Consider the following 24,328-nt stretch of genomic DNA (forward strand, 5'->3'; position numbering starts at 1 on the left):
TTCGTTGGGTGATAGGCCCAGTCTAGAAAAGATGGCAACCGATCACAATCCTTAGTGACATGGTCCAACGTGATCTACGGTGACCTTGTGAGTCCCACCCAGGCCGAGCGCCGTGAATCAACCATCGCGAAGCTGCTCGATTCCGGTATCGACACCATCGCCAAACTGGGATATTCACGCGCGTCGGTGCAGAAGATCGCGCGCAATGCCGGGCTGTCCTACGGGGCGCTGTTCCGGCACTTCCCGACGGTCGGTGACTTCATGGCCGAGGTGGCGCGCGAGACGTTGCGCCGTCAGCTGGCCACGGTGCGGGCCCAGTTCGACCGGGCGGGAGATCGCCTCACCGAATTCGAGGATGTGATGGTGGTGATGCGCTCGCTCAAGGAGGAGCCCATCAATGCCGTGCTGTACGAGCTCATGGTTGCGGCGCGCACCGACGCTCAGCTGCGGGAGACTCTGCAGGTCGCGGTGGCCGAGTACGGCGCCCAGATGGTCGAGTTGGCGCGATCCGTCCCGGGCACGGACCGGTTGTCCGAGGCCGAGCTCATCACGCTGGTCTTCATGATCACCGACATGTTCGACGGTGAGGCGCTGGTGAAGACGCTGCGTCCGTACCCCGAGTTGGTTGCCGGGCGCGACGAGTTACTGGCCAAGTTGTTGCGGGGATACCGCTCGGATGCCTAGCCTGCCCCGTTGCGGGGGCTGCCCCGACCGATAGGGTCTCGTGCATGCGCGTCCTCATTATTGGATCCGGTGGTCGTGAACACGCGTTGGCGATCGCACTCAAGCGAGACCCACAGGTGGACTATCTGGCGATAGCGCCGGGTAACGCGGGCACCGCGGCTGCGGCCGAACAGCATGCCGTCGACATCAGTTCGGGTGCCGAGGTCGCGGCCTTGGCCACCAAGCTGAGCGCTGATCTCGTGGTCATCGGCCCCGAGGTGCCATTGGTGCTGGGCGTCGCCGACGCCGTGCGTGCCGCGGGTATCGCCTGCTTCGGCCCCTCGGCGGCCGCCGCGCGGATCGAGGGTTCCAAGGCGTTCGCCAAAGACGTCATGACGGCTGCCGGTGTGCGCACCGCGCGCAGTGAAATCGTCGACAACCCAGCGCATCTGGATGCCGCCCTGGATCGGTTCGCCGGCGAGCCGGCCTGGGTGGTCAAGGATGACGGACTGGCCGCGGGCAAGGGCGTGGTGGTCACCGATGATCGCGCGGCGGCCCGTGCCCATGCCGCGAGCCTGCTCGACGACGGGCACCCGGTGCTGTTGGAGTCCTTCCTCGACGGGCCCGAGGTGTCCCTGCTGTGCATCGTGGACGGCGAGACGGTGGTGCCGCTGCTGCCCGCTCAGGACCACAAGCGAGTGGGCGACGGCGATACCGGCCCCAACACCGGTGGTATGGGGGCCTACACCCCGCTGCCCTGGCTGCCCGCCGAAATGGTCGCCGAGATAGTCGACACCATCGTCAAACCTGTTGCCGCCGAGCTTGTTAAGCGCGACAGCACGTTCACTGGAGTCCTGTACGCCGGGTTGGCGATCACCTCGAACGGCCCGTCGGTCGTCGAATTTAACTGCCGTTTCGGCGATCCCGAGACTCAGGCGGTACTCGCACTGCTCGAATCGCCGCTGGGTCAGCTGTTGAATGCGGCCGCGACCGGAACCCTTGCTGACTTCGGACCGCTGCGCTGGCAGGACGGTAGCGCCGTCACCGTGGTGCTTGCCGCCGAGAACTACCCGTTGCGGCCGCGCACCGGCGACGTGATTGCCGGTTCCGAGGCGGACGGTGTGCTCCACGCCGGAACGACTCGTCGTGAGGATGGCGCCGTGGTGTCTTCGGGCGGTCGTGTGTTGGCGGTGGTGGGCACCGGCGCCGACCTGCGGGCCGCGCGCGCCGATGCGTACGCGAAGATTGAGGCAATTCGGTTGCCCGGCAGCCATTTTCGCAGCGATATCGGGCTGGCTGCTGCCGAAGGGCGTATCAGCATCTAGCCGGCCAGAATGGGCGCAATCCAGCTCAGCGCGGGAGATACCTGGGTATCCCAGTAATCGCCGTCATGCCCGCCCGGGCCGAAACTGCCGGCGGGCGGCGTTTTACGTTCGGACGCAAACAGTTTGGCGGCTTCATAGAACCGGTCCTCGGTGCCGCAGGACACCCACAACGGAATGGTGTCGAGCTGCGGAAGATTGAAGACCGAGTAGTCGGACCAGTTCTTCGGGCCATCGAAGGCATCCGGGGTGGCCGCATCGTATGTGGTCCACAACGCCGGGCCCACCGCGGCGATGGCGGCCGTTCGCGGCCCGCCGAGGCGCGCGCCGTTGAGTAGGGCGCCGTAGCCACCGGCCGACCACCCCAGAAAGGCGACGCGCGAGGTATCCATCCCCTCGTCGGCGAGCAGCGGCAGGAACTCGTTGATGATCATGGCGCCGGGGTCGTCACCGGACTCGTGCGGATGCCAGTAGCTGTTGCCCCCGTCGATGGCGGCGACCGCGACGGCAGCACCGCCGGCTCCTCCGACGATGTTCTCGAATCCCCAGCCGATCATGCGGTCGGCCGTCTCGTCGCGGCCGTGCAGCAAGATCACCGGGCGCAGCGGACCGTCGGCTCCCGGCGGCCGGGCAATCTTGTACCCCGTTTCGACACCGCCGCGGGCCGCCGACACGAATGAGCCGGTGGTGACCTCACCGAATGCCTGTGCCGGGGGTGCGAGGGTCGGGAGCAGCGCCGCACCGGCTCCGAGCGCGGCGCCGGCCCGCAGCAGCTGACGACGGGACAGGGGTGACACCTCCGCCATGATGCCAGCGGATGGCAAACCCGTCGAGGCCTAATCGGCCGCGCTAGGCGGTGAGCAGCGGCGCCATCCAGGCCATTTCGGCGCCGATCTGCGAACTCCAGAATGCGCCGTCGTGGCCGCCGGGGCTGAAGCCGCCCGCGGGAGGCGTCGGAAGCTGGGCAATGAACTGCTTGGTGGCGCTGTAGAACGGATCGCTGTCACCACAGTCGATGCGCAGGGGGATGGAGTTCAGCGCGGCCAGGCCCCACACCGAATTGGCGGCGTAGTCCTCAGCGCCGTCGAAAGCGCCCGGTGCCGTCGCACCCGAGGATGTCCACAGCGCCGGGCTGACGGCGGTGATGGCCGCGGTGCGGCCGGCGCCGAGGCGCGAACCCAGCAGCATGGCGCCGTATCCGCCCATGGACCAACCGAGGAATGCCACCCGCGAGGTATCCAGCCCCTGTTGTGCCAGCAGCGGGATGAATTCGTTGAGCACCATGGCGCCGGAATCTTCGCCCGAGGCGCGCTTGTGCCAGTACCCGCCGCCGCCGTCGACACTGGCGAGGGCGAAAGGTTTGGCGCCCGAGGCCACCGCCTGCGCCAGCATGTTCTCCACGCCGCCTTCCATCACGCCGGCGGCCGTCTGGCCCTTGCCATGCAGCGCGATGATGGGCCGGATGGGTCCGGTGACCCCCGGTGGCCTGGCGATACGCCATTCGGTGCCGACGCCGCCGCGCGCCGCGGAGACGAACGAGCCGGCGGTAATGGCACCGTCGGCGCGGGCCGGGAGGGCGCCGGGGCCGGGGAGAGCGGCGAGCGCGGCACCGGCACCAGTAGCCGCGCCGAGCTTGAGTAATGAGCGTCGGGACAGGTCACGCATGTCGACCATCATGCCGGTTCTGTTCGGATCCAGACATTCGATAGCGTCGCAGCCGTGGCCGGTCTCTCGCAGCGTTCGGACGTTCCGCCGTTCTACGTCATGGATGTGCTCACGGCGGCGGCCGCGCGTCAGCGCACGCACGGCGACATGATCTCCCTGGCGGCCGGGCAGCCGTCGACGGGTGCGCCCGCGGTGGTACTGGACGCGGTGCGGGAGGCGCTCGGTACCCGTGTGCTGGGCTACACCGAGACGCTCGGTCTGCCGGAACTGCGCGACGCGATCGCCGGATACCACCATGAGCGTTCCGGAATCGAGGTCACCGCGGACGACGTCGTCGTCACCACCGGTTCCTCGGGCGGATTCACGCTGCTGTTCCTGGCCGCCTTCGATGCGGGGGACACCGTGGTGATGACCCGGCCTGGGTATCCTGCCTATCGCAATTGTCTTGCCGCGCTGGGCTGTCGGGTCGCCGAGATCGATTGTGGCCCCGAGACGCGATATCAGCCGACGGTGGCGATGCTGGAGGCCGTTGCGCAGGCGGACGGCAGGGCGCCTGCCGGCCTGATCGTCGCCAGTCCCGCCAACCCCACCGGCACCATCATCGATGCGACCGAGCTGGAGGCCATCGCGCTGTGGTGCGAGGCAAACGGCACCCTGTTGATCTCCGACGAGATCTACCACGGACTTTCCTATGGAGATCAAAAGACCTCCAGTGCATGGGAATTCAGCCGAGAATCGGTAGTGATGGGCTCGGTGTCCAAATACTTCTCGATGACCGGTTGGCGGCTGGGCTGGATGCTGGTGCCGCGTAGATTCTTGCGGGCCGTCGATAGATTGTCCTCCAATTTCACGATCTGCCCGCCAGCCGTCTCGCAGTACGGAGCGCTCGCGGCGTTCAGTTCCGAAGCCCGCGCCGAACTCGACGCGCATGTACGCCGGTACGCGATCAACAGGACCTTGCTCATCGACGGCCTTGCCGCCACGGGCATCACCAAGATCGCCCCGCCCGACGGCGCGTTCTACGCGTACGCCGATATTGAACACCTGACCGATAACGCCCAGCGGTGGTGTGCGGACTTGTTGGCGCGCACGGGGGTAGCGATCGCGCCCGGTATCGACTTCGACACCGTGGCTGGCCACCGGACAATCCGGTTGAGCTTCGCGGGTAGTTCGGGGGAGATCGCAGAGGCGTTGGAGCGGCTGGGCCGGGGCTGACCTCAGCCGCTTGCATGAGATAGCGCAAAACGCCCGTGGGGATGCGTCGCTGCTGGCAGCATGACATGGCGTGACAGTCAGGCAGCAGACGGAGGTGTTCCCGGACGGGAACATCGCGCACCGTCCGCAAGCCACCCCCAAGGGTGAGCGGCGGCGGCGCGCATTGATCAGTGCTGCCGCTGACCTATTGCGAGACAATGGTATTGATGCGGTGCGACACCGTGCGGTGGCGCAACGTGCCGGCTTGCCGCTGGCATCCACCACGTACTACTTCTCCTCGCTGGAAGACCTCATCGCCCGGGCCGTCGAGCATGCCGGGACCAACGAGTTGGAACAGATCCAGGAACGCCTATCGCTGGTGCAGTACCGGCGCCGTGGCGCTGCCGCCACGGCCGAGGCCGTGGTGGAGCTGTTGTTCGGTACGCCGGGCTTCGGCGGCGGAGAGCAGCTGGTCTCACGCTACGAGCGTGAGCTCGCGTGCAGTCGTCATCCGGAACTGCGTGAGGTGCAGCAGCGATTGCGGGGGCAGCGCGACGACGCCGTGGCGCAGGTGGTCCGCCGGTCCGGCCGATCCATAGACAACGACCATGTCGCGGTGCTGATTTCGACAGTGGACGGGGCCATGGTGGGGGCGCTGACCGAGGCTGCGCTCAGTCCGACGGCAACCGCCACGGCGATGCTGGTCGACGTCATCGACGTGCTGGCCCCACTGGAAGCAGAGCAGCTGGCCGAGTCGATTTAGACTCTGATTGTGCAAATCCCTAACGTTCTAGCATCCCGGTACGCGAGCGACGCCATGGTGCAGCTGTGGTCGCCGCAATCAAAGGTGGTGCTGGAGCGCCAGTTGTGGATCGCTGTGCTGCGCGCACAACGCGAGCTGGGCATCGATGTTCCCGACGGTGTCATCGACGACTACGAGCGTGTGATCGAGAACGTCGATCTTGACTCGATTTCGGCGCGCGAGCGGGTGACCCGCCACGATGTGAAGGCCCGCATCGAGGAGTTCAATGCGCTCGCCGGACATGAGCACATCCACAAGGGCATGACGAGCCGCGATCTCACCGAGAACGTGGAACAACTGCAGATCCGCCGCTCACTGGAGTACGTGCACGCGCACGGTGTCGCGGTGGTGGCGAGGCTTGCGCACCATGCCGTCGAGTACCGCGACGTGGTGATGGCCGGACGCAGCCATAACGTGGCCGCGCAGGCAACCACCCTGGGCAAGCGATTCGCCTCGGCCGCGGACGAGATGCTGATCGCGCTGGACCGGCTCCAGGAGCTTCTCGACAGATACCCGCTGCGCGGGATCAAAGGCCCGATGGGCACCGGGCAGGACATGCTGGACCTGTTCGACGGTGATGCCGAGAAGCTGGCCGAGCTGGAGGAGCGTGTTGCGAGCTTCCTTGGGTTCTCTACGACCCTGACGAGCGTCGGCCAGGTGTACCCGCGCTCACTGGACCATGAGGTGGTGTCGGCGCTGGTCCAGCTCGGCGCCGGCCCGTCGTCACTGGCGCACACCATCCGTCTGATGGCCGGGCACGAGTTGGTCACCGAGGGCTTCGCGCCCGGGCAGGTGGGCAGTTCGGCGATGCCGCACAAGATGAACACCCGCAGCTGCGAACGTGTCAACGGCCTGCAGGTGATCCTGCGCGGGTACGGCTCGATGGCAGCGGAATTGGCTGGCGCGCAATGGAATGAAGGCGACGTGTTCTGTTCGGTGGTGCGCCGTGTCGCGCTGCCCGACGCCTTCTTCGCCATCGACGGGATGATCGAGACCTTCTTGACGGTGCTCGACGAGTTCGGCGCGTATCCGGCGGTCATCGACCGTGAGCTACGTCGCTATCTGCCGTTCTTGGCGACCACCAAGGTGTTGATGGCGGCGGTGCGCGCCGGGGTGGGCCGCGAGGAGGCCCACGAGGTCATCAAGGAGCATGCCGTCGCGACGGCGCTGGCCATGCGCGAAAAGGGTGCCGAGCCAGACCTTTTGGGCTTGCTGGCCGATGACTCGAGGCTGCCCCTGGATCGGGCCGCGCTCGAAGCGGCGCTTGCCGACAGGGCCTCATTCACCGGCGCCGCCGCCGATCAGGTGGATCGTGTGGTCGCCGAGGTGGAGGCACTGGCGGCCGAGTACCCCGATGCCGCCGTGTACAGCCCGGGCGCAATTTTGTAGGCGTTTCTGGTCGGCGGCAACCTACGCGGAAACCTCTGAGGCGCTGCGTGATCCGGTGACCCAGGGACGGGCGGTCGCTCCCCTTCCCGTCGACACGCCGTCTTTTGTTGCGAATCGTGGCGTGTCGCCGCAGAACACGGCGTGTCGACGGGAACGGGGGAGAGTTACGGGGCGCGCCATTGCTTCGGCGCGCTGATGCCCGCCGCCTTCAGTTCGACGGCGGCCAAGCCACGTATCGCGGTGGCGTCTTGGGTGCGCCACGCGGCTACCGGGTCTGGGGTGATCACCGCCAACTTCTTCAGAGGTCGGTTCGCGAGCGCTCGCAGGGCCAGCAGCTGCTCACCGGCTGGCGTGGCCGCGAGCTGCACCGCGATCAACTTGCGGCGAAAGAACCTGATCCGCAGAAAGATCCATGGTCCGGCGAAGGCCAGCACGGGCGGCGCCGCGACGGCGATTGCCAAAACCACAGCCAACCAGGTCGCGGTGGTGTCCAAATTGTGTCCGGCGCCGGCCAGATTCGCGGCCGCTTCGCTCGCCGCCCGCAGCGGGCCGCCGACCTTGTCACCAACCAACGGAATGCGGTGCGCGCTGTCGCCCGCTGAGTTCAGATTGTCTGAGATACCGTCGGCGCCGTCCTTGACCTGGCGGCCAACCTCGGCGATCGCTGCCACCGCCGCATGCACAGCGAGTCCGACGAACACCCAGACTGTGGTCCAGATCGCGACCGCCACATCACTGAACAGCTGACCGAGCAACCGTCCCGGCCGGGTCGAATAGGGCACGTACCGCATTGGATCTCCCACGATTTCGGTGCATTTTCGGGTGCTCACCGCACCCTATTGCACCGAAATCGCTTTGCGGATTATCGAGATAACCCTTTGCGGGTGCTCGGTGAGGTCGACCCAGGTGAACCGGAGCACCTGCCACCCGCTGAGGGCGATGGCGTTCTGGCGTATTCGATCACGCTGAAACGCGGCCTGAGCGCTGTGGAATGCCCACCCGTCGACCTCGATCGCCACGCGCTGAACTGGGAACGCAACATCAACCACGTAACCCGCCACCGGGTGATTGGCGATCCACCCCTCGATACGAGACGCCTGAAGTAGACGTATAAGAAGACGCTCGGCCTCGGATCGGGCACCGCTGCCCGCCGATTGAAGCAGCCTGCGGGCCGCGGGTGCGCCATACCTTCCCTTGTTGCGCAGATGGGCGCTCCACAGCGCCGGCAATTCGAGGTGACGCTGGAGTGCGCGGTCCATGATTGCGCTGCCGCCGCCCCGGGTCGCCGCCGCTTCGAGGACTGTCAGCGGTAAGGCAGTCACGCGCAGTCGCCGTTCCTGGACGATGTCGATCGCGGCGAGGTCCCGACGGCGGATGCGGATGCCCGGGGCCGCTCGCCCGTTTGCATGCCGGGGCACCGTGACGTCGACGACCTCGGGGGGATCGGTGGTGAGGCCGAGCCACCACGCTGCCGTCGGCCCACTCGCGACGCTTCGTGTTCCGCACGACCACACCGCCGCCCGCACCCGCGCGGCAGGCGTGAATGGACGATCGTCGGCGAAGTAGACGCCGGCGAAACAGGCACGCCACTGTCCACTGCGCACTTTGCGCTTGATCGCATCGACCGACACGCCGGCCCGGCAGGCCTGTTCGAGAGTGACGACGCCGTCCTGGTGGCGCAGCAGGTCGTTCAGCATGTCGGATACGACGACGGGGTGAGTGACGCTGGTTCCGGCCAACATGACTTGTGTGCAAAAGGGGGCGTCCAGCGCACCAAAATGCACCGAAATCGCGGGTGGTTAGGATGTCACGATGCGTCCTTCGCTGTCCGATTACCAGCATGTGGCCAGCGGCAAGGTCCGTGAGCTGTACCGAGTCGACGATGAGCACCTGTTATTCGTCGCCACCGACCGGATTTCCGCGTTCGATTTCATCCTCGATACGCCGATACCCGATAAGGGCCGCATCCTCACCGCGATGAGCGTTTTCTTCTTCGGGCTGCTGACCGTGCCGAACCATCTGGCCGGGCCGCCCGACGATCCGCGCATCCCCGAGGAAGTGCTGGGCCGGGCGCTGTTGGTGCGGCGCCTCGACATGCTTCCGGTGGAATGTGTGGCCCGCGGATACCTCACCGGGTCCGGGCTGCTGGACTATCAGCGCACCGGCGCGGTGTGCGGCCATGTGTTGCCGCAGGGCCTTGAGGAAGCCAGCCGTCTGGATCCGCCGTTGTTCACCCCGGCGACCAAGGCCGATATCGGTGAGCACGATATGAATGTCGACTTCGCCGCGGTGGTGGATCTGGTTGGCGGAGTGCGCGCCAACCAGCTGCGCGACGAGACCATCAAGGTCTATACCCGCGCCGCGGCCCATGCCCTGCACAAGGGAATCATCTTGGCCGACACCAAGTTTGAATTCGGCGTCGATATTGAGGGCACCTTGGTGCTGGCCGACGAGGTGTTCACCCCGGACTCCTCGCGCTACTGGGATGCTGCCAACTATCGGCCCGGCGTGGTGCAGGACAGCTTTGACAAGCAGTTCGTCCGCAACTGGCTCACCGGCCCCGAGTCGGGTTGGGATCGTGCGTCGGACACTCCGCCGCCACCCCTGCCGGATGAGGTGGCAGTGGCCACACGTGAACGTTATATCGAGGCATATGAGCGCATTTCGGGGCTGAGCTTCGCCGATTGGATCGGTCCGTCAGCGTGAGCGGGCCGGTGAAGCCGCCCGTCGCCAACCGTATCGACACTCTGCGCGAGTATCACGGTGACACCTTTGTTGATCCGTACGAATGGATGCGTGAGAAGGAAAGTCCAGAGGTCATCGCGCATCTGGAGGCGGAGAACGCCTATGTCGATGACCAGCTGGGGCATCTGGAAGAGCTGCGCACCAGCATCTTCGGTGAGATCAAGTCGCGCACCAAGGAGACCGACCTCTCCATTCCCACCCGCATGGGCCAGTGGTGGTACTACGCCCGCAGCTTCGAGGGCAAGCAGTACGGAGTCCACTGCCGTTGTCCGATAGGCGATCCCGACGACTGGACGCCTCCGGCGCTGGACCACGATGTGCCGGGCGAACAGATCCTGCTCGACGGCAATGCCGAAGCCGAGGGTCACGACTTCTTCTCCCTGGGCGCGGCCACCGTCAGCCCGGACGGGAACACGTTGGCCTACTCGGTCGACGTCGTCGGCCATGAGATGTACACGCTGCGGTTCAAAGACCTGCGTACCGGTGCGATGTACGCGGATGAGATCGCCGATATCGGTGCGGGCGCGACCTGGGCCATGGACAGCCGCACCCTGTACTACCCCGTGATCGATGAAGCCTTCCGGCCCTATGCCATTCGCCGGTACGAGTTGGGCAGCGGCGCCGAGCCCACCGAGGTGTTCTCCGAACCGGACGAGCGATTCTGGATTGGTGTCGGCCGTACTCGCAGTGATCGCTTTGTCGCGATCAGCGTGCATTCGTCGGTGACGTCCGAGATTCTGATCGGCGACGCCGAGGATCCGGCTACGGCTTTTTCGCCGGTGTGGCTGCGCCGCACGGGTGTCGAGTACACCGTCGAACACATTGTGGTCGGCGGCGAGGACCGGCTGCTGATCCTGCACAACGACGGGGCCGTGAACTTCGCGCTGGCGGAGCTGCCGGTCGCCGCGCTGGCCGACGGACCGGTCGCCCCCGCGTTGGCGCGCACGCTGATCGACCACCGCGATGATGTTCGGCTGGACGGTGTGGAGGCATTTGCCGAACGGTTCGTGATCGGATATCGGCGAGAAGCACTGCCGCGCATCCAGGTCTGGCCGGTGACGGCCGATGGATATGGCGCACCGCAGGAAGTCGCGTTCGACTCCGAGCTCATGCTCTCGGGACTGGGCGACAACCCCGAATGGAATTCGCCGCTGCTGCGGGTGGGTTGCGCGTCCTTCATCACCCCGACCCGTGTCTACGACCTCGATGTGCACACGGGGGAGCGCACGCTCCTCAAGGAGCAGCCCGTTCTCGGCGGCTATCGCCGCGAGGACTATGTGGAGCGGCGCGAATGGGCGCTCGCCGAAGATGGCACCCGGATTCCGCTGTCGGTGGTCCACCGCAGCGATGTTCAGTCACCGTGTCCCACCGTGCTGTACGGATACGGCGCATACGAGATGTGTGAGGATCCGCAGTTCAGTATCGGCCGACTCTCCTTGTTGGACCGGGGAGTGGTGTTTGTCATCGCCCACGTGCGTGGTGGTGGTGAAATGGGCCGCCTCTGGTACGAGGACGGCAAGATGCTGCGCAAGAGGCACAGTTTCACCGACTTTGTCTCAGCGGCAAGGCATCTGATCGACACCGGCGTCGCGTTGCCCGATCGGCTGGTGGCCTGGGGTGGCAGTGCCGGCGGACTGCTGGTGGGTGCCGCGGTGAATCTGGCGCCCGAGCTGTTCGCCGGTGTGCTCGCACAGGTGCCCTTTGTCGATCCCGTCACCACCATCTGCGATCCGTCGCTGCCGCTGACCGTCACCGAGTGGGATGAGTGGGGAAATCCCCTGGAAAATAGGGATGTTTATGACTACATCAAGTCGTATTCGCCCTACGAGAACATCCGGGCCGCGGAGTACCCCAGCATTCTTGCGATGACGTCCTTGCATGACTCCCGGGTGCTGTACGTGGAACCGGCCAAGTGGGTGGCGGAGTTGCGCCACACCACCACCGGTGAACGTCCCATCTTGATGCGTACCGAGATGACAGCAGGACACGGTGGGATCAGCGGGCGCTACGAGCGCTGGAAAGAGAGTGCCTTCCAGCTCGCGTGGATACTCGATGTCCTTGGGGCACAGGGGTAATTCGCCAATGTCTGACGAGGTCGTCGTCGTCATCGGTGTCGGCGGCATGGGCAGGGTCATCGCCCGTCGTCAGGGCATCGGCAAAACGCTGCTGATCGCCGACCACAATGAGCAGGCACTCCGGCGCGTCGTCGATGAACTGACGTCCGATGGTCATCACGTCGTCGGAGAGCCGGTCGACGTCTCCTCGCGCGCGGGGGTATCGGCGCTCGCGGGGGCCGCCGCGGCACTGGGGCGGGTCACGCAGGTCGCGCACACCGCCGGCCTCTCACCGGCGCAGTCGCCGACGGCAGCCATCCTGGCCGTCGATCTGGTGGGGGTGGCCCTGGTGGTGGAGGAGTTCGGCAACGTCATCGCCTCCGGCGGTGCGGGTGTGGTGATTGCCAGCATGGCCGGCCACATGCCATTCGAGCTCACCGCCGAGCAGGAACACGAACTCGGTGCCACAGTCGCGGAGGAATTGTTGGCTCTGCCCTATGTTCAGAGCATCGAATACCCTGCCGTGGCCTACCAATTATCCAAGCGTGCCAATCGCATTCGTGTTCGTTCGGCGGCTCGTCAGTGGGGTTCACGCGGAGCCCGCATCAACTCGATCAGTCCGGGAGTGGTGTCTACCACGATGGGGCACCACGAGCTCGCTTCGCCGACGGGCGCGATCACGAAGGCCATGATCGACGGCTCGGCCTCCGGGCGTATCGGTACGTCCGATGACATCGCGGCGGCGGCGGCATTCCTACTGGGGCCCGAATCGTCCTACATCACGGGCACAGATTTGTTGGTCGACGGCGGGGTCATCGCGGCGGTGCGGTCCGGTCAGCTGTTCAGCTGATTGCCGAATCCATATCCTCCAACGATCGCCCCTTGGTCTCCTGCACCCAGCGCGCCACGAACACCAAGGACAACACCGCGCACAACGCGTAGAGCCCGTAGGCGATGCCCAGGGCGTCTCGTAACGCCGGGAACGTCACCGTCACCAGCCAGTTGGCCGCCCAGTTGCCCGCGGTGGCCAAACCCATGGCCGCTGCCCTGATCCGGTTGGGGAAGATCTCACCCAGCAGCACCCAGACCACCGGGCCCCAGGACATTCCGAACGCGACGACAAACAGATTGGCGGCAACCAGCGCGACAGGCCCGGCGACGGGTCCCAGGTGTGGTTTGCCGTCCACCATGGTGGCCGAACTGAAGACGATCGCCATGGTGCCGAGCGTCGCGGCCATACCCGCCGAGCCGATGAGTAGAAGAGGCTTGCGGCCCACCCGGTCGATGAGCGCGATCGCTATCAGCGTGGTGACGATGTTCGTGATCGAGGTGATGACCGTGATCGTGAAGGAGGAGGTCTCGCCGAAGCCGACCGCCTGCCACAGCACGTTCGAGTAGTAGAAGATCACGTTGATGCCCACCAACTGCTGAAACACCGCCAGCGCCATCCCAATCCACACGATGGCATACAGACCGCCGGTGGGCTTGCGCAGATCGCGCCACGACGACGAGGTGTTTTGATCGAGTGTCTCTTGGATGCGGCCGATCGTGATGTCGAGGTTCTTTTCGCCGAGCAGGGTCGCCAGCACGCTGCGCGCCTCGGGGATACGGTGCGTGGCAACGAGATAGCGGGGAGACTCCGGGATGGTGAAGGCCAGCGTGCCGTACACCAGTGCCGGCAGCGCCATCGCGAGGAACATCCAGCGCCATGCGGGCAGGCCGAGCCACAGGATGTCGCGAGAACTGCCCGCGAGATGCGCCAACAGCCAATCGATGGTGAGGGACAAGAAGATCCCGGTAACGATCGCCAATTGTTGCAGTGAACCTAATCGCCCACGGATGTGCGACGGCGAGGTTTCGGCGATGTAGGCGGGCGCGATCAGAGATGCGACGCCGACCCCGACCCCGCCGATCACTCGGAAGATGACGAGCAGCTCGATGTTCGGCGCGAGACCGGCGCCCACCGCGCTCAGCAGGAACAGGGCGGCGGCAATCTTCATGACGGCCACCCGCCCTATCCGGTCGGCGATGCGGCCCGCCGTCATGGCGCCCAGCGCCGCGCCGAGCAGCGCCGAGGCGACCGCGAACCCGAGTTCGGCGTCACGGATGGTGAACGCGTCCTGAATCGCCTGCACCGCGCCGTTGATGACGGCGCTGTCGTATCCGAAGAGGAGCCCGCCCAGGGCGGCTACCGACGCGATCCGCAGGGCACTGTGGCCCGAGGAGACTTCGCCCTCCTCGCTCATACATGACCTCCGCAAATTTGCTTAGTGTGCGAACAGTCAACCATCGCAACCCCGGTACGGTGGGAGGCATGACCGATCTCGCCTCCATTCCGTTGACCGCACTGGACGGTTCGAAGCTGTCGCTGGCCGATTTCGGCGATAACGCCGTACTGGTGGTCAATGTGGCATCCAAATGCGGGCTCACCCCGCAATACGCGGCGCTGGAGAAGCTGGCCTCCGATTACGCCGATCGCGGTCTGACGGTGCTTGGGGTGCCCTGTAACCAGTTCATGGGCCAGGAACCGGGAACGGCGGAAGAGATCCAGACGTTCTGTTCCACCACTTACGGGGTGAGCTTTCCGCTGCTGGAGAAGTCCGACGTGAACGGGGACGGCCGGCATCCGCTGTACGCAGAGCTCACCAAGATCGCCGACGCCGAAGGTGCCGCCGGGGACGTGCAGTGGAACTTCGAGAAGTTCTTGATCGCACGGGATGGCTCGGTGGTCAAGAGATTCCGGCCGACGACGGTGCCCGACGCCCCCGAGGTGATCGAGGCCATCGAGAACGCTCTGGGGTAGCTCCCAGAGCGTTCTTTTCGATGCGGGGTGTCTGACACCTTGCGTACATCTGGAGTTGCCAGACTGGCGGCATGGCAGGACAGCTGCTGGTATCGGTGTCGGGAATCTGCGATCGCACTCTCGACGAGATTGCTGCATTTACTGAGGAGATGGACAGGCGGACGATCCCGCTGTCCTTCTTGGTGGCCCCTCGGTTGAAGGGCAAGTACCGCTTGGTGGAGGACCAGCCGACGGTTGACTGGCTGGCGGCGCGCCGGTCACGCGGTGACGCCATCGTGCTGCACGGATACGACCAGGCGGCAACCAAGAAGCGTCGCGACGAGTTCGCGGCATTGCCTGCGCACGAGGCCAATCTGCGCCTGATGGCCGCCGATCGTGTGATGGAGCAGACCGGCCTGCGGACGCGGCTCTTTGCCGCGCCGGGCTGGATGGCCTCAGCGGGAGCCGTAGAGATGCTGCCGCGCAATGGTTTCCGCCTGAACATTGGACTTTCCGAGATCACCGATCTGGTGCACGGGACTTCGGTGCGGTCCCGGGTGCTGGGCATCGGCGAGGGCTTCCTCTCCGAGCCGTGGTGGTGCCGGATGCTGGTGCTGTCCGCGGCGCGCACGGCCCGCCGCGACGGCGTGGTGCGAGTCGCCATCTCGGCCAAGCACCTACGCAAGCCGGGGCCGCGTCAGGCGATGATCGACGCCATCGACCTCGCGTTGCTGCACGGTTCCGTGCCAGGTGTCTACGAGTGGTTGCCCAAGCAGGTATTGCACAGCGTGGCATAAAGTTCATCGTTTGCCGTATAGGCACTGGTCCCCGGTGTCACAGTGATGGCTTTGTGCTTTCACCGCAAGGAAGTTGGACCTTTCCATCATCAATCGTCCCCGCTACGGTGAACCGGTGAGTGACACGAGTACCGATGTCATCGTCGTAGGCGCGGGCCTGGCGGGCTTGGTGGCGACCTGTGAATTGGTGGACCGGGGCAAGAGCGTCATCGTCGTCGAGCAGGAGAACTCCGCCAGTCTGGGTGGGCAGGCGTATTGGTCTTTCGGGGGTCTCTTCTTCGTCAACAGTCCCGAACAGCGCCGCCTGGGGATCAAGGATTCCCACGAGTTGGCGCTGCAGGACTGGCTCGGTACCGCCGGATTTGACCGGCCCGAGGATCACTGGCCGCGCCAATGGGCGCACGCATACGTCGATTTCGCCGCAGGAGAGAAGCGAAGCTGGTTGCGGGCCAGGGGTTTGCAGACATTTCCTGTGGTCTCGTGGGCCGAGCGCGGTGGCAAGGATGCGCTGGGGCCGGGCAATTCGGTGCCGCGGTTTCACATCACGTGGGGTACCGGTCCCGGGCTGGTGGAGATCTTCGCCCGGCGCGTACTCGCCGCGGTGGATCGCGGGCAGGTGCGCATCGCCTACCGGCACCAGGTCGACGAGCTGATTGTCGATCAGGGTGCCGCGGTGGGCGTCCGGGGGACGGTGCTGGAGCCATCGAACAGCGCGCGGGGTGTCACGTCGTCGCGAACCGCCCTGGGAGAGTTTGAGTTCCGCGCACAGGCCGTCATCGTCACCAGCGGCGGCATCGGCGGCAATCATGATCTGGTGCGTGCCAACTGGCCCGAGCGGCTGGGGCGCGTTCCTTCTCAGCTGCTTACGGGTGTGCCCGCCCACGTGGACGGCCGCATGCTCGGGATCTCGGTCGCGGCGGGGGCGCACCTGATCAACCGGGACCGCATGTGGCATTACACCGAGGGCATCACCAACTACGACCCGATCTGGCCCGGCCATGGTATTCGGATCCTGCCCGGGCCGTCATCGTTGTGGTTGGATGCCAACGGATCTCGAATTCCGGCGCCGTTGTTCCCCGGCTTCGACACGCTGGGTACCTTGGAGCACATCTGCCGCAGCGGGCATGACTATTCGTGGTTCATTCTCAACGCGCGAATTATTGCCAAAGAGTTCGCGCTGTCGGGTCAGGAACAGAACCCGGACCTCACGGGCAAGGATGTGCGGGGGGTGCTGCGGCGGGGAAAGGCGGGTGCGCCCGCACCGGTGCAGGCATTCATCGATAAGGGCGTCGACTTCGTCAGTGCATCGAATCTGCCTGACCTGGTCGCCAAGATGAACGCGCTGCCGGATGTCACACCCCTGGACTACGCGACCATCGCCCAGCAGGTGACGGCGCGGGACCGTGAGGTGGCCAACCCCTTCGGTAAGGACCCGCAGATCGCCGCGATCCGCGCCGCGCGCGGCTACCTGGCCGACCGGTTCACCCGGGTGGTGGCTCCGCACCGGCTCACCGACCCGAAGGCGGGCCCGCTCATCGCGGTGAAGCTACATATTCTGACCCGAAAGACCCTGGGCGGCTTGGAAACCGATCTCGATTCGCGTGTTCTGCGCGCCGACGGCAGCTGTTTCGACGGCCTGTATGCGGCGGGCGAGGTCGCCGGGTTCGGTGGCGGCGGTGTGCATGGCTACCGGGCGCTGGAAGGCACCTTCCTGGGTGGCTGCATCTTCAGTGGACGCGCCGCGGGCCGGGGCGCGGCCGAGGACATCGGCTAGAAGGAGACCGCGTCCTCGTGCGGCAGCACCTGGAAATCGGCGTCGGACATCTCGCGAAAACGCGTGTAGAAGAACGGGTATGCGGCCTCCTGCAAGATCCCCTGATGGATCGGCACCGCCCGGGCCGGGTTGACCGCACGCAGGTACTCGATTGCCTCGGACACCTTCATCCACGGCGCGGCGGCGGGCAGCGCCAGCACGTCGACCTCCTCGCTGGGCACGAACAGTGCGTCGCCGGGATGCATCAGACGCGCGGCATGGTCACCGTCGCCGATCAGATACGACGTGTTGTCGATGAGCGGGATCTCCGGATGGATCACCGCGTGCTGGCCGCCGACCCCACGCACGGTGAGATCCGCGACGGTGAAGCTGTCACCGGCGTGCACCGGCTGCCAGGGTTCACCCAGCTGTGCCGCGGTCATCGGATCGGCATAGAGCGCCGCCCCCGGGTTGGCCTCGACCAGCGCGGGCAGTCGCTGCAGATCCACGTGGTCAGGATGCTGATGGGTGATCAGGATGGCCGACAGGCCGGTGATCCCCTCGAATCCGTGCGAGAAGTTGCCCGGATCGAACAGCAGGGTGGTGTTGCCGAAATCAGCCAGCAGGCACGAATGCCCGAAGTGGGTCAGCTGCATGAGGGGAGTCTAGGCGGGATGTGTCCGGGCCCACACGGTAAAGTCAGGCCGTGGCCCGAGTCGTCGTAAACGTCATGCCGAAACCCGAGATCCTGGACCCGCAGGGACAAGCGATCGTGGGTGCGCTGTCCCGCCTTGGCTATGCCGGCGTGGCAGACGTCCGGCAGGGCAAGCGCTTTGAGTTGGAGTTCGACGGTGAGATCAGCGACTCCGACCTGGAGTCGATCGCCGAAGCATTGCTCGCCAACACCGTCATCGAGGACTGGGAAATCGTGCGGGAGTCCGAATGACTCCTCGCATCGGTGTCATCACCTTCCCGGGCACCCTCGATGACGTCGACGCGGCCCGCGCGGCCCGGCTCTCCGGTGCCGAGGCGGTCTCGCTGTGGCATGACGATGCCGACCTGAAGTCTGTCGACGCGGTGATCGTGCCCGGTGGTTTCTCCTACGGCGACTACCTGCGCGCCGGCGCCATCGCACGGTTCGCCCCGGTGATGCGGTCGGTGGTCGATGCTGCCGCGCAGGGCTTGCCAATTCTGGGCATCTGCAATGGCTTCCAGGTGCTGTGCGAGGCGGGACTGTTGCCCGGTGCGCTGACCCGCAATGCCGGTCTGCACTTCGTGTGCCGCGATGTGTGGCTGGGTGTCGACGCCAACAACACCGCGTGGTCTTCCCGGTACGAGCAGGGCGCCGACATCCTGGTGCCGCTGAAGTCCGGGGAGGGACGGTACGTGGCTTCCGACGAGGTGCTCGACGAGCTTGAGGGTGAGGGCCGGGTGGTCTTCCGCTACCGCGAGAACCCCAACGGGTCGATGCGCGACATCGCCGGCATCTCCTCGGCCAACGGCCGTGTGGTCGGGCTCATGCCGCACCCGGAGCACGCCACCGAGGCCCTGACCGGTCCCAGCGACGACGGGCTCGGCATTTTCTACTCGGCGCTCGACGCCGTGCTCACTGCCTGATAGTCCTCGCCGAATGTCGACTTTCTGTTAAGAAGTGCGAGTAAAGCGCTCCGAAAGTCGATATTCGACGAGAGAAGGGGCTACGGCAGCAGCGCGACCGAGGCCTCCGCGGTGTAGTTCAGGAACGTCAGAGTCTCCTGCAGATACAGCTGCACACTCTCGGCGTCGTGCGACAGATATCCGATGGTGACGTCGGTACCCAGCTGCAGGTCGAAGTCGCCGCCACGGCAGCTCAGCACGAACGCACCGTCGATCGCCGGTGCCCACAGAATGTCCCCGTCGGCCACCAGCCGGCGAAGGTGCTCGCGGATGGGATAGCCCCGATCGGAGGCCTCGCTGACCTTCGTGTACTCCTCGGCCGACAGCAGCACCGAGTAGGGACCGTCGACACCGGCCAGCCGCAGTTCCGAAAGCGCCTGGGCGACGATATCGGGGTACTCGCGGACATCCTCGGGCAGCTTGAGTTCGGGGTTGGAGCTGGACTCGCGGATGCCGACGATCGAGGCGGCCGGGTATCCCTCGAAGATCGCGCGGTCCTCGGCGAACGCCAGCTTCTTGGCCGCCTCCTTGACCGGATCCCAATCGGAGTCCTGGGCGCCGCGCTCCACGTCGTCGATGGCCACCCGGCTGATGGTGAAGGGAACGCGCAGTCGTACAAGCGGTTTGCTCTCCCGCAGATGGGCCTGCACGCCGTCGGCAGGTGCCTGCACGTTCAGCAGGTGTCCGGTGCTTACCGCCGCGCTGGAGGGGCCGCCCGGCTCGCTGACGTCGACCACCCGGCGTCCGGCGATATGGCGCTTGAAAGTGCGGGCGGCCTCGGTCTCGATCTCCGCCCACGCCTCGTCGGTGATGGGTGCGAGTTCGCGGTACAGGTTGTTCATGACAACGATCCTTTCAGGCTGCCGATCGAAAGAGAACCTTGGTATTCAACGGATTTGGTCACCGCCACGACGGGCAACGGTGGGGGAGCGTCGAGGAAGTCGCCAGCCGGGGCGAAGAAGAGCCCACCGGTGACCGCGGTCGAGAAATCCAGAATGCGGTCGGTGTTGCCCGGTGGATCCCCGATAAACATGTTGCGCAGCATGCGTTCCGTGACGTCCGGGGTGCGTGAGTAGGCGATGTAATACGTTCCGAACTCGGATGTTCCGAGCTCGCCGAAGGGCATGTTGCGCCGCAGGATCTGCAGCTCGTTGCCCTCTTCGTCCTCGATGACATTGAGCGCCACATGTGAATTCGGCGGCTTGACGGCGTCGTCGAATTCGATGTCGTCGAGCTTGGTGCGCCCGATCACCTTCTCCTGCTCATCGACGGTCAGGGCGCTCCAGGCGGCCATGTTGTGCAGGTACTTCTGCACATGTACATAGCTGCCACCCACAAAATCGGGATCCTCGGCACCGACAAGAGCGGCCGAAGCCGCCTCGGCGCCGTCGGGATTCTCGGTGCCGTCCACGAACCCCAGCAGGTCGCGGTTGTCGAAGTATTGAAAACCGTGCACCTCGTCGGCAACGGTCACCGCACCCGCCAGCACGTTGGTGATCCGGGTGGCCAGCTCAAAACAGCGGTCCATGGTCGAGGCGCGGATATGGAACAGCAGATCGCCGGCAGTGGCCGGGGCCACATGGCGTTCGCCGCGCACCTCCTGGAACGGCCATAACCGGGCGGGGCGCGAACCGGAGAAGAGCCGGTCCCAGGCAGCGGAACCGATGGCAGTGACCAGCGACAATCGCCGCGAGGGGTCGCGGAAGCCGATGGCCCTCGCCAGGCCGGACAGCTCGGGCAGGGCGTCATGAACAGCCTGTTCGGCGCCCTCGTTGATCGTCACCACCAGGAAGATGGCGGACGAGGACAGTGGGTCTAGGACGGCTTGCGGCACGGGATCGGGCACGCTTCGACCCTAGACCGAATCCGGTCAGCCATCATGGGAAGCGTGACCGCCACCGCCGTAGGACTTTGCCAATTCATCGACGCCTCACCGTCCCCGTTTCACGCCGTGGACACGGTTGCGCATCGTCTGCGACGGGAGGGCTTCACTGAGCTGTTCGAGGCACAACGCTGGCCGGGCCACGCGGGCGACTACTTCGTGGTGCGGTCGGGTTCGATTGTGGCCTGGCGTGGTGTCGACATGGAAGATGAGAACGCCGCGTTCCGGGTGATCGGCGCACACACCGACAGCCCGAACCTGCGGGTGAAGGCCAACGCCGATCGCGTACAGGCCGGTTGGCCGATGGTCGCCCTGGAGCCCTACGGGGGCGCCTGGGTGCAGACCTGGCTGGATCGCGATTTGGGCTTGTCCGGCCGGGTACTGGTGCGTGACGGAGATTCGGTGCGGTCCACCCTGATTCGCATCGACCAGCCGATTCTGCGGGTGCCGAACCTGGCGATTCACATGGTCAGCGCCGAGGAACGCAAGAAATGGGTGATCGACCCGCAATGGCATGTGAACTCGGTGTGGAGTGGTGAACGCAGCTTTGCGGAGTACATCGCCGAACAGCTGGGAGTAACCCCCGCCGATGTCCTGGGGCGGGATCTGATGACGCACGATCTGACCGGGGCGGCGTTGGTGGGACCCGATGAGAGCCTGGTCAGTGCGCCGCGCTTGGACAACCAAGCCAGCTGCTATGCCGGTCTAGAGGCTTTCTTGGCCGCGGAATCCAGCTCGACGACGGTGCTGGCGCTCTTCGACCATGAGGAGATCGGTTCGGTCTCCGACCACGGCGCCCACTCGGATCTGCTGTCGACAGTGCTGGAGCGGATTGTGTTGTCCAGCAATGGAACGCGTGAAGACTTTCTGCGGCGTGCGGCCGCCTCGCTAATGGTCTCGGCCGATATGGCCCACGCGACCCACCCCAACTATCCGGATCGGCATGAACCGGGACACCAGATCGCCGTCAACGCCGGACCGGTGATCAAGATCCATCCCAACGTCCGCTACGCCACCGACGGACGCGGTACGGCCGCCTTCGTCCTCGCCTGTGAACGGGCCGGAGTCCCCGTGCAGCGGTACGAACACCGGGCGGATATGCAGTGCGGATCCACCATCGGGCCGTTCGCGGCATCACACACCGGCATCGTCACCGTGGACGTGGGGGCCGCGACACTGGCCATGCACTCGGCGCGTGAGCTGATGGGCGCGCACGACGTGCCGATGTATGCCGATGCGCTGCAAGCGTTTCTGGAGCTACCCGCTACATCGTGAAGCGCAGATTGGCGACGATCTTCCAGCCCAGGTCCGGGTCGCCGCTGAGGCTGAACCCGTTGCGGTTGGCGCTGGCGCGCCCACCCAGATGGCGGGCGAACTCGCAGGTGTCGGCGGTGAGCGTCACATGTGGGGCATCGGAGAGCGCCGCCACGATGCGTGCTCGGTCCGGGATTTCGATGTCGACCTTCTGCGCGCCGATTCCGGTGAGCACGAATCGGATCCGGCTTCCCTGGGGCGCTCCCGCGCGTTTGCCGATCAGGAAGGGCAGCGCGTTGACCAGTTCGTTGAGCGCGGGCGCCGCCGCGACAGGGTCCGTCGGACTGGGCAGCCCCAGGCTGTCACGTACATCCAATTCGTGCATCCAACAGTCGAAGTCGCGGATCTGCATGAATCGGCCATAGCTTTCCGGCCCCACCGGGGTGACGGTCTCGGCATTGAACTGCTCTTGAGTCAGGCCCTCCAGCACGGCCAGGCGAGCGCTGGTAACGGTGTGCAGGTCATTCATCACCGCGACCGGCGGGAGCTTGCGGTAGTAGGTGAGCCACCGTTCGTTGAGGACCCCGACGGGATTGTGCACGTGCGGCAGACCGGCCACGGCCTCATCGGTGCTGGGCAGTGGGTCGCCCGAGAGTAAGCGTTCGGTACCGACCACATGCGCGACGACGTCCTTGACGGTCCACCCCGGCAAGACGGAGGGCGCGGCCCATTGCTCATCGTTCAGGCTGTCGCCCAACTCGCCCAGCGCGGTCCACTCCGCGGCCAATGCGGCGACGACGGGCTCTTTGGCGACGATCGTGACGGTCATGGTGCGAGCCTACGAGAGTCAGTGCGGGCAGGTTTCGAATTGAGCGCGCAGCTCGCCTTGTAGGGCCACATCGGGGGCGGTACTGGGCTGCGGCTCCCACACGCCCGTGGAGCAGCGTCCGGGTCGCACGGTGATCTGGGCGTCCTCCACGGTGTACACGGTTGCCGTTCCTGACTTCTTGATCAGCTGAAGCTGTTCTTCCGCAACGTGATCCATGTTCCGGCCGGTCAGCTTGGTGAGCTGGATGCTGTTGCGGTCAGGCTGGTCACGGTTGCCTGGTAGCGGGCCCCGATTGAAGTCGCCGTCGACGGGCGCGATGGTGTCCAGGGCCTCCCACAAGTCCAGTTGCGCCGCAGTCGGCAGACCGTGGCCGGATCGGATGCTGGGTGGATCGTTGGCGTAGATCAAGGAGTTGGTGATTACCCAGTCGCTGGTGGAGCCGGGGAAGTCGGTGCCGAGCCTGCGCACTGCCGTGGCGAATTCGGTGGCGCCGATATTGTCCGGCCGTCGATCCTTGCCGTCGAACATCGTGACATCAAAGCTGGTGCCGGCGGGCCGGTCGTAGTCGGACGGCCGCACCCGCCCGGTGATCTGGTAGCCGTATTCGCCCCGGGAAAGCTTCAGCCAGTCCTGCCACGGTGGCTCCGGGGTGGCAGCCGAGGGCCGCAGTTCGACATACATCGTGGAAAACAGGTGATTGCCCTCCGGCCAGCGTCTTACGTTGAGGGTCGCCGCCCAGGAGCGGAACGTGCGGGAATCGTGGATCTGGCCGGTGAAGACGCGCGTCAGTGCGGAGAGCTGATCGGCGGACGCTTCGCCGCGGACGTAGACGTCGAAGGTGGCACTGGCCGGAGCGGGGCCGCCGCTGTGGCTGATGGTGTGTGACACCGACGACACCCCCGCAAGGGTTCGCAACGTGTCATCGATTCGGTCGGCGGTCCGCGAGCCGGTGAAATCGCAGCCGGCGACCAAGGATGCGACGCCGAGCACCAGAACGCCAAGCGCGCCGCCGCGCTGGCCGAACATTCCCATGGGTGGAGTATGGCGCCTCGGTGCGCCTCGGTGCCCTTGTCGGTCGGCATCAATACTGTTGGAGGGTCGATATGAGAAGGGACCCGTGATGGCCGAGACCAAGAGTTTTGTGTCGAGCGTTAACGCCGCATTCGCGGCCCGGACGCCACCGGAGAAGATTGGTCTCGCGCTCACCGCGATCATCGTGCTGTTCCTGTTGGCCGACGCCGTACCGAAGATCTTCGGGGCGCAGTTCGCGCGTACCGCGACGGAGGCGCTGGGCTTCCCGCCGTATCAGACAGCGCTGATCGGCTGGGTGCTGTTGGTGTGCACTGTCGTGTTCGCCATCCCGCGTACCGCGGTGCTCGGCGCTGTCGGGCTGACGGCTTACCTGGGTGGTGCGGTCACCATCGACATGCACGAGGAGGCGTGGTTCCCCGTCATCTTCGCGATCGGCTTCGGATTGTTGATCTGGGCGGCCTTGGTGCTGCGCCGGCGTGAACTGGGGAAGGTGCTGATCGGCTAACGCG

The 24,328-nt window shown here is 65.7% G+C and carries 25 protein-coding genes; 15 read left to right on the forward strand and 10 right to left on the reverse strand.

Features of this window, described 5'->3' with window-relative positions; translation table 11 throughout:
* The first annotated feature begins 54 nt into the window (after positions 1 to 54).
* A complete protein-coding gene (locus ABG82_RS04050; RefSeq protein ID WP_043079960.1) occupies positions 55 to 684 on the forward strand; it encodes a TetR/AcrR family transcriptional regulator in 630 nt (209 codons plus the stop codon).
* A 44-nt stretch (positions 685 to 728) separates the two neighbouring features.
* Entirely contained in the window at positions 729 to 1,988 is a 1,260-nt protein-coding gene (purD, locus tag ABG82_RS04055; protein ID WP_043079959.1) for a phosphoribosylamine--glycine ligase, read from the forward strand.
* Here the strand turns inward: purD and ABG82_RS04060 are convergent.
* Both ABG82_RS04060 and ABG82_RS04065 read right to left on the reverse strand, forming a co-directional pair.
* Entirely contained in the window at positions 1,985 to 2,782 is a 798-nt protein-coding gene (locus tag ABG82_RS04060; RefSeq protein WP_162269225.1) for an alpha/beta hydrolase family protein, read from the reverse strand. The two genes, purD and ABG82_RS04060, sit on opposite strands and share 4 nt — an antisense overlap.
* A 52-nt stretch (positions 2,783 to 2,834) precedes the next feature.
* Positions 2,835 to 3,650 carry an alpha/beta hydrolase gene (locus ABG82_RS04065; protein WP_078343941.1) on the reverse strand — a complete coding sequence of 272 codons (816 nt, stop codon included), beginning with the start codon at positions 3,648 to 3,650 and terminating at the stop codon, positions 2,835 to 2,837.
* A 99-nt stretch (positions 3,651 to 3,749) separates the two neighbouring features.
* Between ABG82_RS04065 and ABG82_RS04070 the strand changes: the two genes are divergently transcribed.
* The 3 genes from ABG82_RS04070 to purB all read left to right on the forward strand — a co-directional run bounded on the left by ABG82_RS04070 (position 3,750) and on the right by purB (position 7,035).
* Entirely contained in the window at positions 3,750 to 4,865 is a 1,116-nt protein-coding gene (locus ABG82_RS04070; RefSeq protein ID WP_078343942.1) for a pyridoxal phosphate-dependent aminotransferase, read from the forward strand.
* 70 nt (positions 4,866 to 4,935) lie between these two features.
* Positions 4,936 to 5,607, forward strand: coding sequence for a TetR/AcrR family transcriptional regulator (locus ABG82_RS04075; protein ID WP_078343929.1), 672 nt, complete (start codon positions 4,936 to 4,938; stop codon positions 5,605 to 5,607).
* Positions 5,608 to 5,616: 9 nt separating this feature from the next.
* Positions 5,617 to 7,035, forward strand: a complete 1,419-nt coding sequence (purB, locus tag ABG82_RS04080) for an adenylosuccinate lyase (RefSeq protein ID WP_043079956.1) — start codon at positions 5,617 to 5,619, stop codon at positions 7,033 to 7,035.
* A 164-nt stretch (positions 7,036 to 7,199) separates the two neighbouring features.
* On the opposite strand, the gene ABG82_RS04085 is transcribed toward purB, so the two are convergent.
* Together ABG82_RS04085 and ABG82_RS04090 are read right to left on the reverse strand one after the other, a co-directional pair.
* The gene (locus ABG82_RS04085) at positions 7,200 to 7,826 is read right to left on the reverse strand and encodes a hypothetical protein (RefSeq protein WP_043079955.1); all 627 of its coding nucleotides are present in this window, start codon (positions 7,824 to 7,826) and stop codon (positions 7,200 to 7,202) included.
* A gap of 45 nt (positions 7,827 to 7,871) precedes the next feature.
* Positions 7,872 to 8,732: a DUF559 domain-containing protein gene (locus tag ABG82_RS04090; RefSeq protein WP_043079977.1), complete on the reverse strand. Its 861-nt coding sequence runs from the start codon at positions 8,730 to 8,732 to the stop codon at positions 7,872 to 7,874.
* Positions 8,733 to 8,847: 115 nt separating this feature from the next.
* Here ABG82_RS04090 and ABG82_RS04095 point away from each other — a divergent pair, with 115 nt between their 5' ends.
* Genes ABG82_RS04095 through ABG82_RS04105 form a run of 3 tightly spaced genes read left to right on the forward strand, consistent with a single transcriptional unit; the run spans position 8,848 to position 12,684 of the window.
* Entirely contained in the window at positions 8,848 to 9,741 is an 894-nt protein-coding gene (locus ABG82_RS04095) for a phosphoribosylaminoimidazolesuccinocarboxamide synthase (protein WP_043079954.1), read from the forward strand.
* Positions 9,738 to 11,855: a S9 family peptidase gene (locus ABG82_RS04100; protein WP_043079953.1), complete on the forward strand. Its 2,118-nt coding sequence runs from the start codon at positions 9,738 to 9,740 to the stop codon at positions 11,853 to 11,855. The genes ABG82_RS04095 and ABG82_RS04100 overlap by 4 nt, the downstream gene beginning before the upstream one ends.
* Before the next feature lie 7 nt (positions 11,856 to 11,862).
* Entirely contained in the window at positions 11,863 to 12,684 is an 822-nt protein-coding gene (locus ABG82_RS04105) for an SDR family oxidoreductase (RefSeq protein WP_043079952.1), read from the forward strand.
* Here the strand turns inward: ABG82_RS04105 and ABG82_RS04110 are convergent.
* A complete protein-coding gene (locus tag ABG82_RS04110; protein ID WP_043079951.1) occupies positions 12,677 to 14,080 on the reverse strand; it encodes a sugar porter family MFS transporter in 1,404 nt (467 codons plus the stop codon). The two genes, ABG82_RS04105 and ABG82_RS04110, sit on opposite strands and share 8 nt — an antisense overlap.
* 68 nt (positions 14,081 to 14,148) lie before the next feature.
* Between ABG82_RS04110 and ABG82_RS04115 the strand changes: the two genes are divergently transcribed.
* From ABG82_RS04115 to ABG82_RS04125, 3 genes are all read left to right on the forward strand, one after another.
* Positions 14,149 to 14,637 carry a glutathione peroxidase gene (locus ABG82_RS04115; protein WP_043079976.1) on the forward strand — a complete coding sequence of 163 codons (489 nt, stop codon included), beginning with the start codon at positions 14,149 to 14,151 and terminating at the stop codon, positions 14,635 to 14,637.
* A 71-nt stretch (positions 14,638 to 14,708) separates the two neighbouring features.
* Positions 14,709 to 15,413 (forward strand): DUF2334 domain-containing protein, encoded by a 705-nt coding sequence (locus ABG82_RS04120; protein ID WP_043079950.1) that lies wholly within the window; start codon positions 14,709 to 14,711, stop codon positions 15,411 to 15,413.
* A gap of 115 nt (positions 15,414 to 15,528) precedes the next feature.
* Positions 15,529 to 17,187 (forward strand): FAD-binding dehydrogenase, encoded by a 1,659-nt coding sequence (locus ABG82_RS04125; protein ID WP_043079975.1) that lies wholly within the window; start codon positions 15,529 to 15,531, stop codon positions 17,185 to 17,187.
* Here ABG82_RS04125 and ABG82_RS04130 read toward each other — a convergent pair.
* Positions 17,184 to 17,822 carry an MBL fold metallo-hydrolase gene (locus ABG82_RS04130; protein ID WP_043079949.1) on the reverse strand — a complete coding sequence of 213 codons (639 nt, stop codon included), beginning with the start codon at positions 17,820 to 17,822 and terminating at the stop codon, positions 17,184 to 17,186. The two genes, ABG82_RS04125 and ABG82_RS04130, sit on opposite strands and share 4 nt — an antisense overlap.
* A 50-nt stretch (positions 17,823 to 17,872) precedes the next feature.
* Between ABG82_RS04130 and purS the strand changes: the two genes are divergently transcribed.
* Together purS and purQ are read left to right on the forward strand one after the other, a co-directional pair.
* Complete coding sequence (gene purS, locus ABG82_RS04135) at positions 17,873 to 18,112, forward strand: phosphoribosylformylglycinamidine synthase subunit PurS (RefSeq protein WP_005064165.1); 240 nt, start codon at positions 17,873 to 17,875, stop codon at positions 18,110 to 18,112.
* Positions 18,109 to 18,783: a phosphoribosylformylglycinamidine synthase subunit PurQ gene (gene purQ, locus ABG82_RS04140; RefSeq protein ID WP_043079948.1), complete on the forward strand. Its 675-nt coding sequence runs from the start codon at positions 18,109 to 18,111 to the stop codon at positions 18,781 to 18,783. Before purS ends, purQ begins: the two co-directional genes overlap by 4 nt.
* An 80-nt stretch (positions 18,784 to 18,863) precedes the next feature.
* On the opposite strand, the gene ABG82_RS04145 is transcribed toward purQ, so the two are convergent.
* Positions 18,864 to 19,664: a family 1 encapsulin nanocompartment shell protein gene (locus ABG82_RS04145; protein ID WP_043079947.1), complete on the reverse strand. Its 801-nt coding sequence runs from the start codon at positions 19,662 to 19,664 to the stop codon at positions 18,864 to 18,866.
* On the reverse strand, positions 19,661 to 20,668 hold the full coding sequence (locus tag ABG82_RS04150) for a Dyp-type peroxidase (protein WP_043079946.1): 1,008 nt from the start codon (positions 20,666 to 20,668) through the stop codon (positions 19,661 to 19,663). The genes ABG82_RS04145 and ABG82_RS04150 overlap by 4 nt, the downstream gene beginning before the upstream one ends.
* Before the next feature lie 42 nt (positions 20,669 to 20,710).
* Here ABG82_RS04150 and ABG82_RS04155 point away from each other — a divergent pair, with 42 nt between their 5' ends.
* Positions 20,711 to 21,979 (forward strand): M18 family aminopeptidase, encoded by a 1,269-nt coding sequence (locus ABG82_RS04155; protein WP_043079974.1) that lies wholly within the window; start codon positions 20,711 to 20,713, stop codon positions 21,977 to 21,979.
* Here ABG82_RS04155 and ABG82_RS04160 read toward each other — a convergent pair.
* Positions 21,969 to 22,787, reverse strand: a complete 819-nt coding sequence (locus ABG82_RS04160) for a maleylpyruvate isomerase family mycothiol-dependent enzyme (RefSeq protein WP_043079945.1) — start codon at positions 22,785 to 22,787, stop codon at positions 21,969 to 21,971. The genes ABG82_RS04155 and ABG82_RS04160 overlap by 11 nt on opposite strands.
* An 18-nt stretch (positions 22,788 to 22,805) precedes the next feature.
* Positions 22,806 to 23,819: a hypothetical protein gene (locus tag ABG82_RS04165; protein WP_043079944.1), complete on the reverse strand. Its 1,014-nt coding sequence runs from the start codon at positions 23,817 to 23,819 to the stop codon at positions 22,806 to 22,808.
* Between the two features lie 85 nt (positions 23,820 to 23,904).
* On the opposite strand from ABG82_RS04165, the gene ABG82_RS04170 reads away from it, so the two are divergent.
* On the forward strand, positions 23,905 to 24,324 hold the full coding sequence (locus tag ABG82_RS04170) for a DoxX family protein (protein WP_043079943.1): 420 nt from the start codon (positions 23,905 to 23,907) through the stop codon (positions 24,322 to 24,324).
* Positions 24,325 to 24,328: the final 4 nt, after the last annotated feature.

Source organism: Mycobacteroides immunogenum (assembly GCF_001605725.1).
Classification (GTDB): domain Bacteria; phylum Actinomycetota; class Actinomycetes; order Mycobacteriales; family Mycobacteriaceae; genus Mycobacterium; species Mycobacterium immunogenum.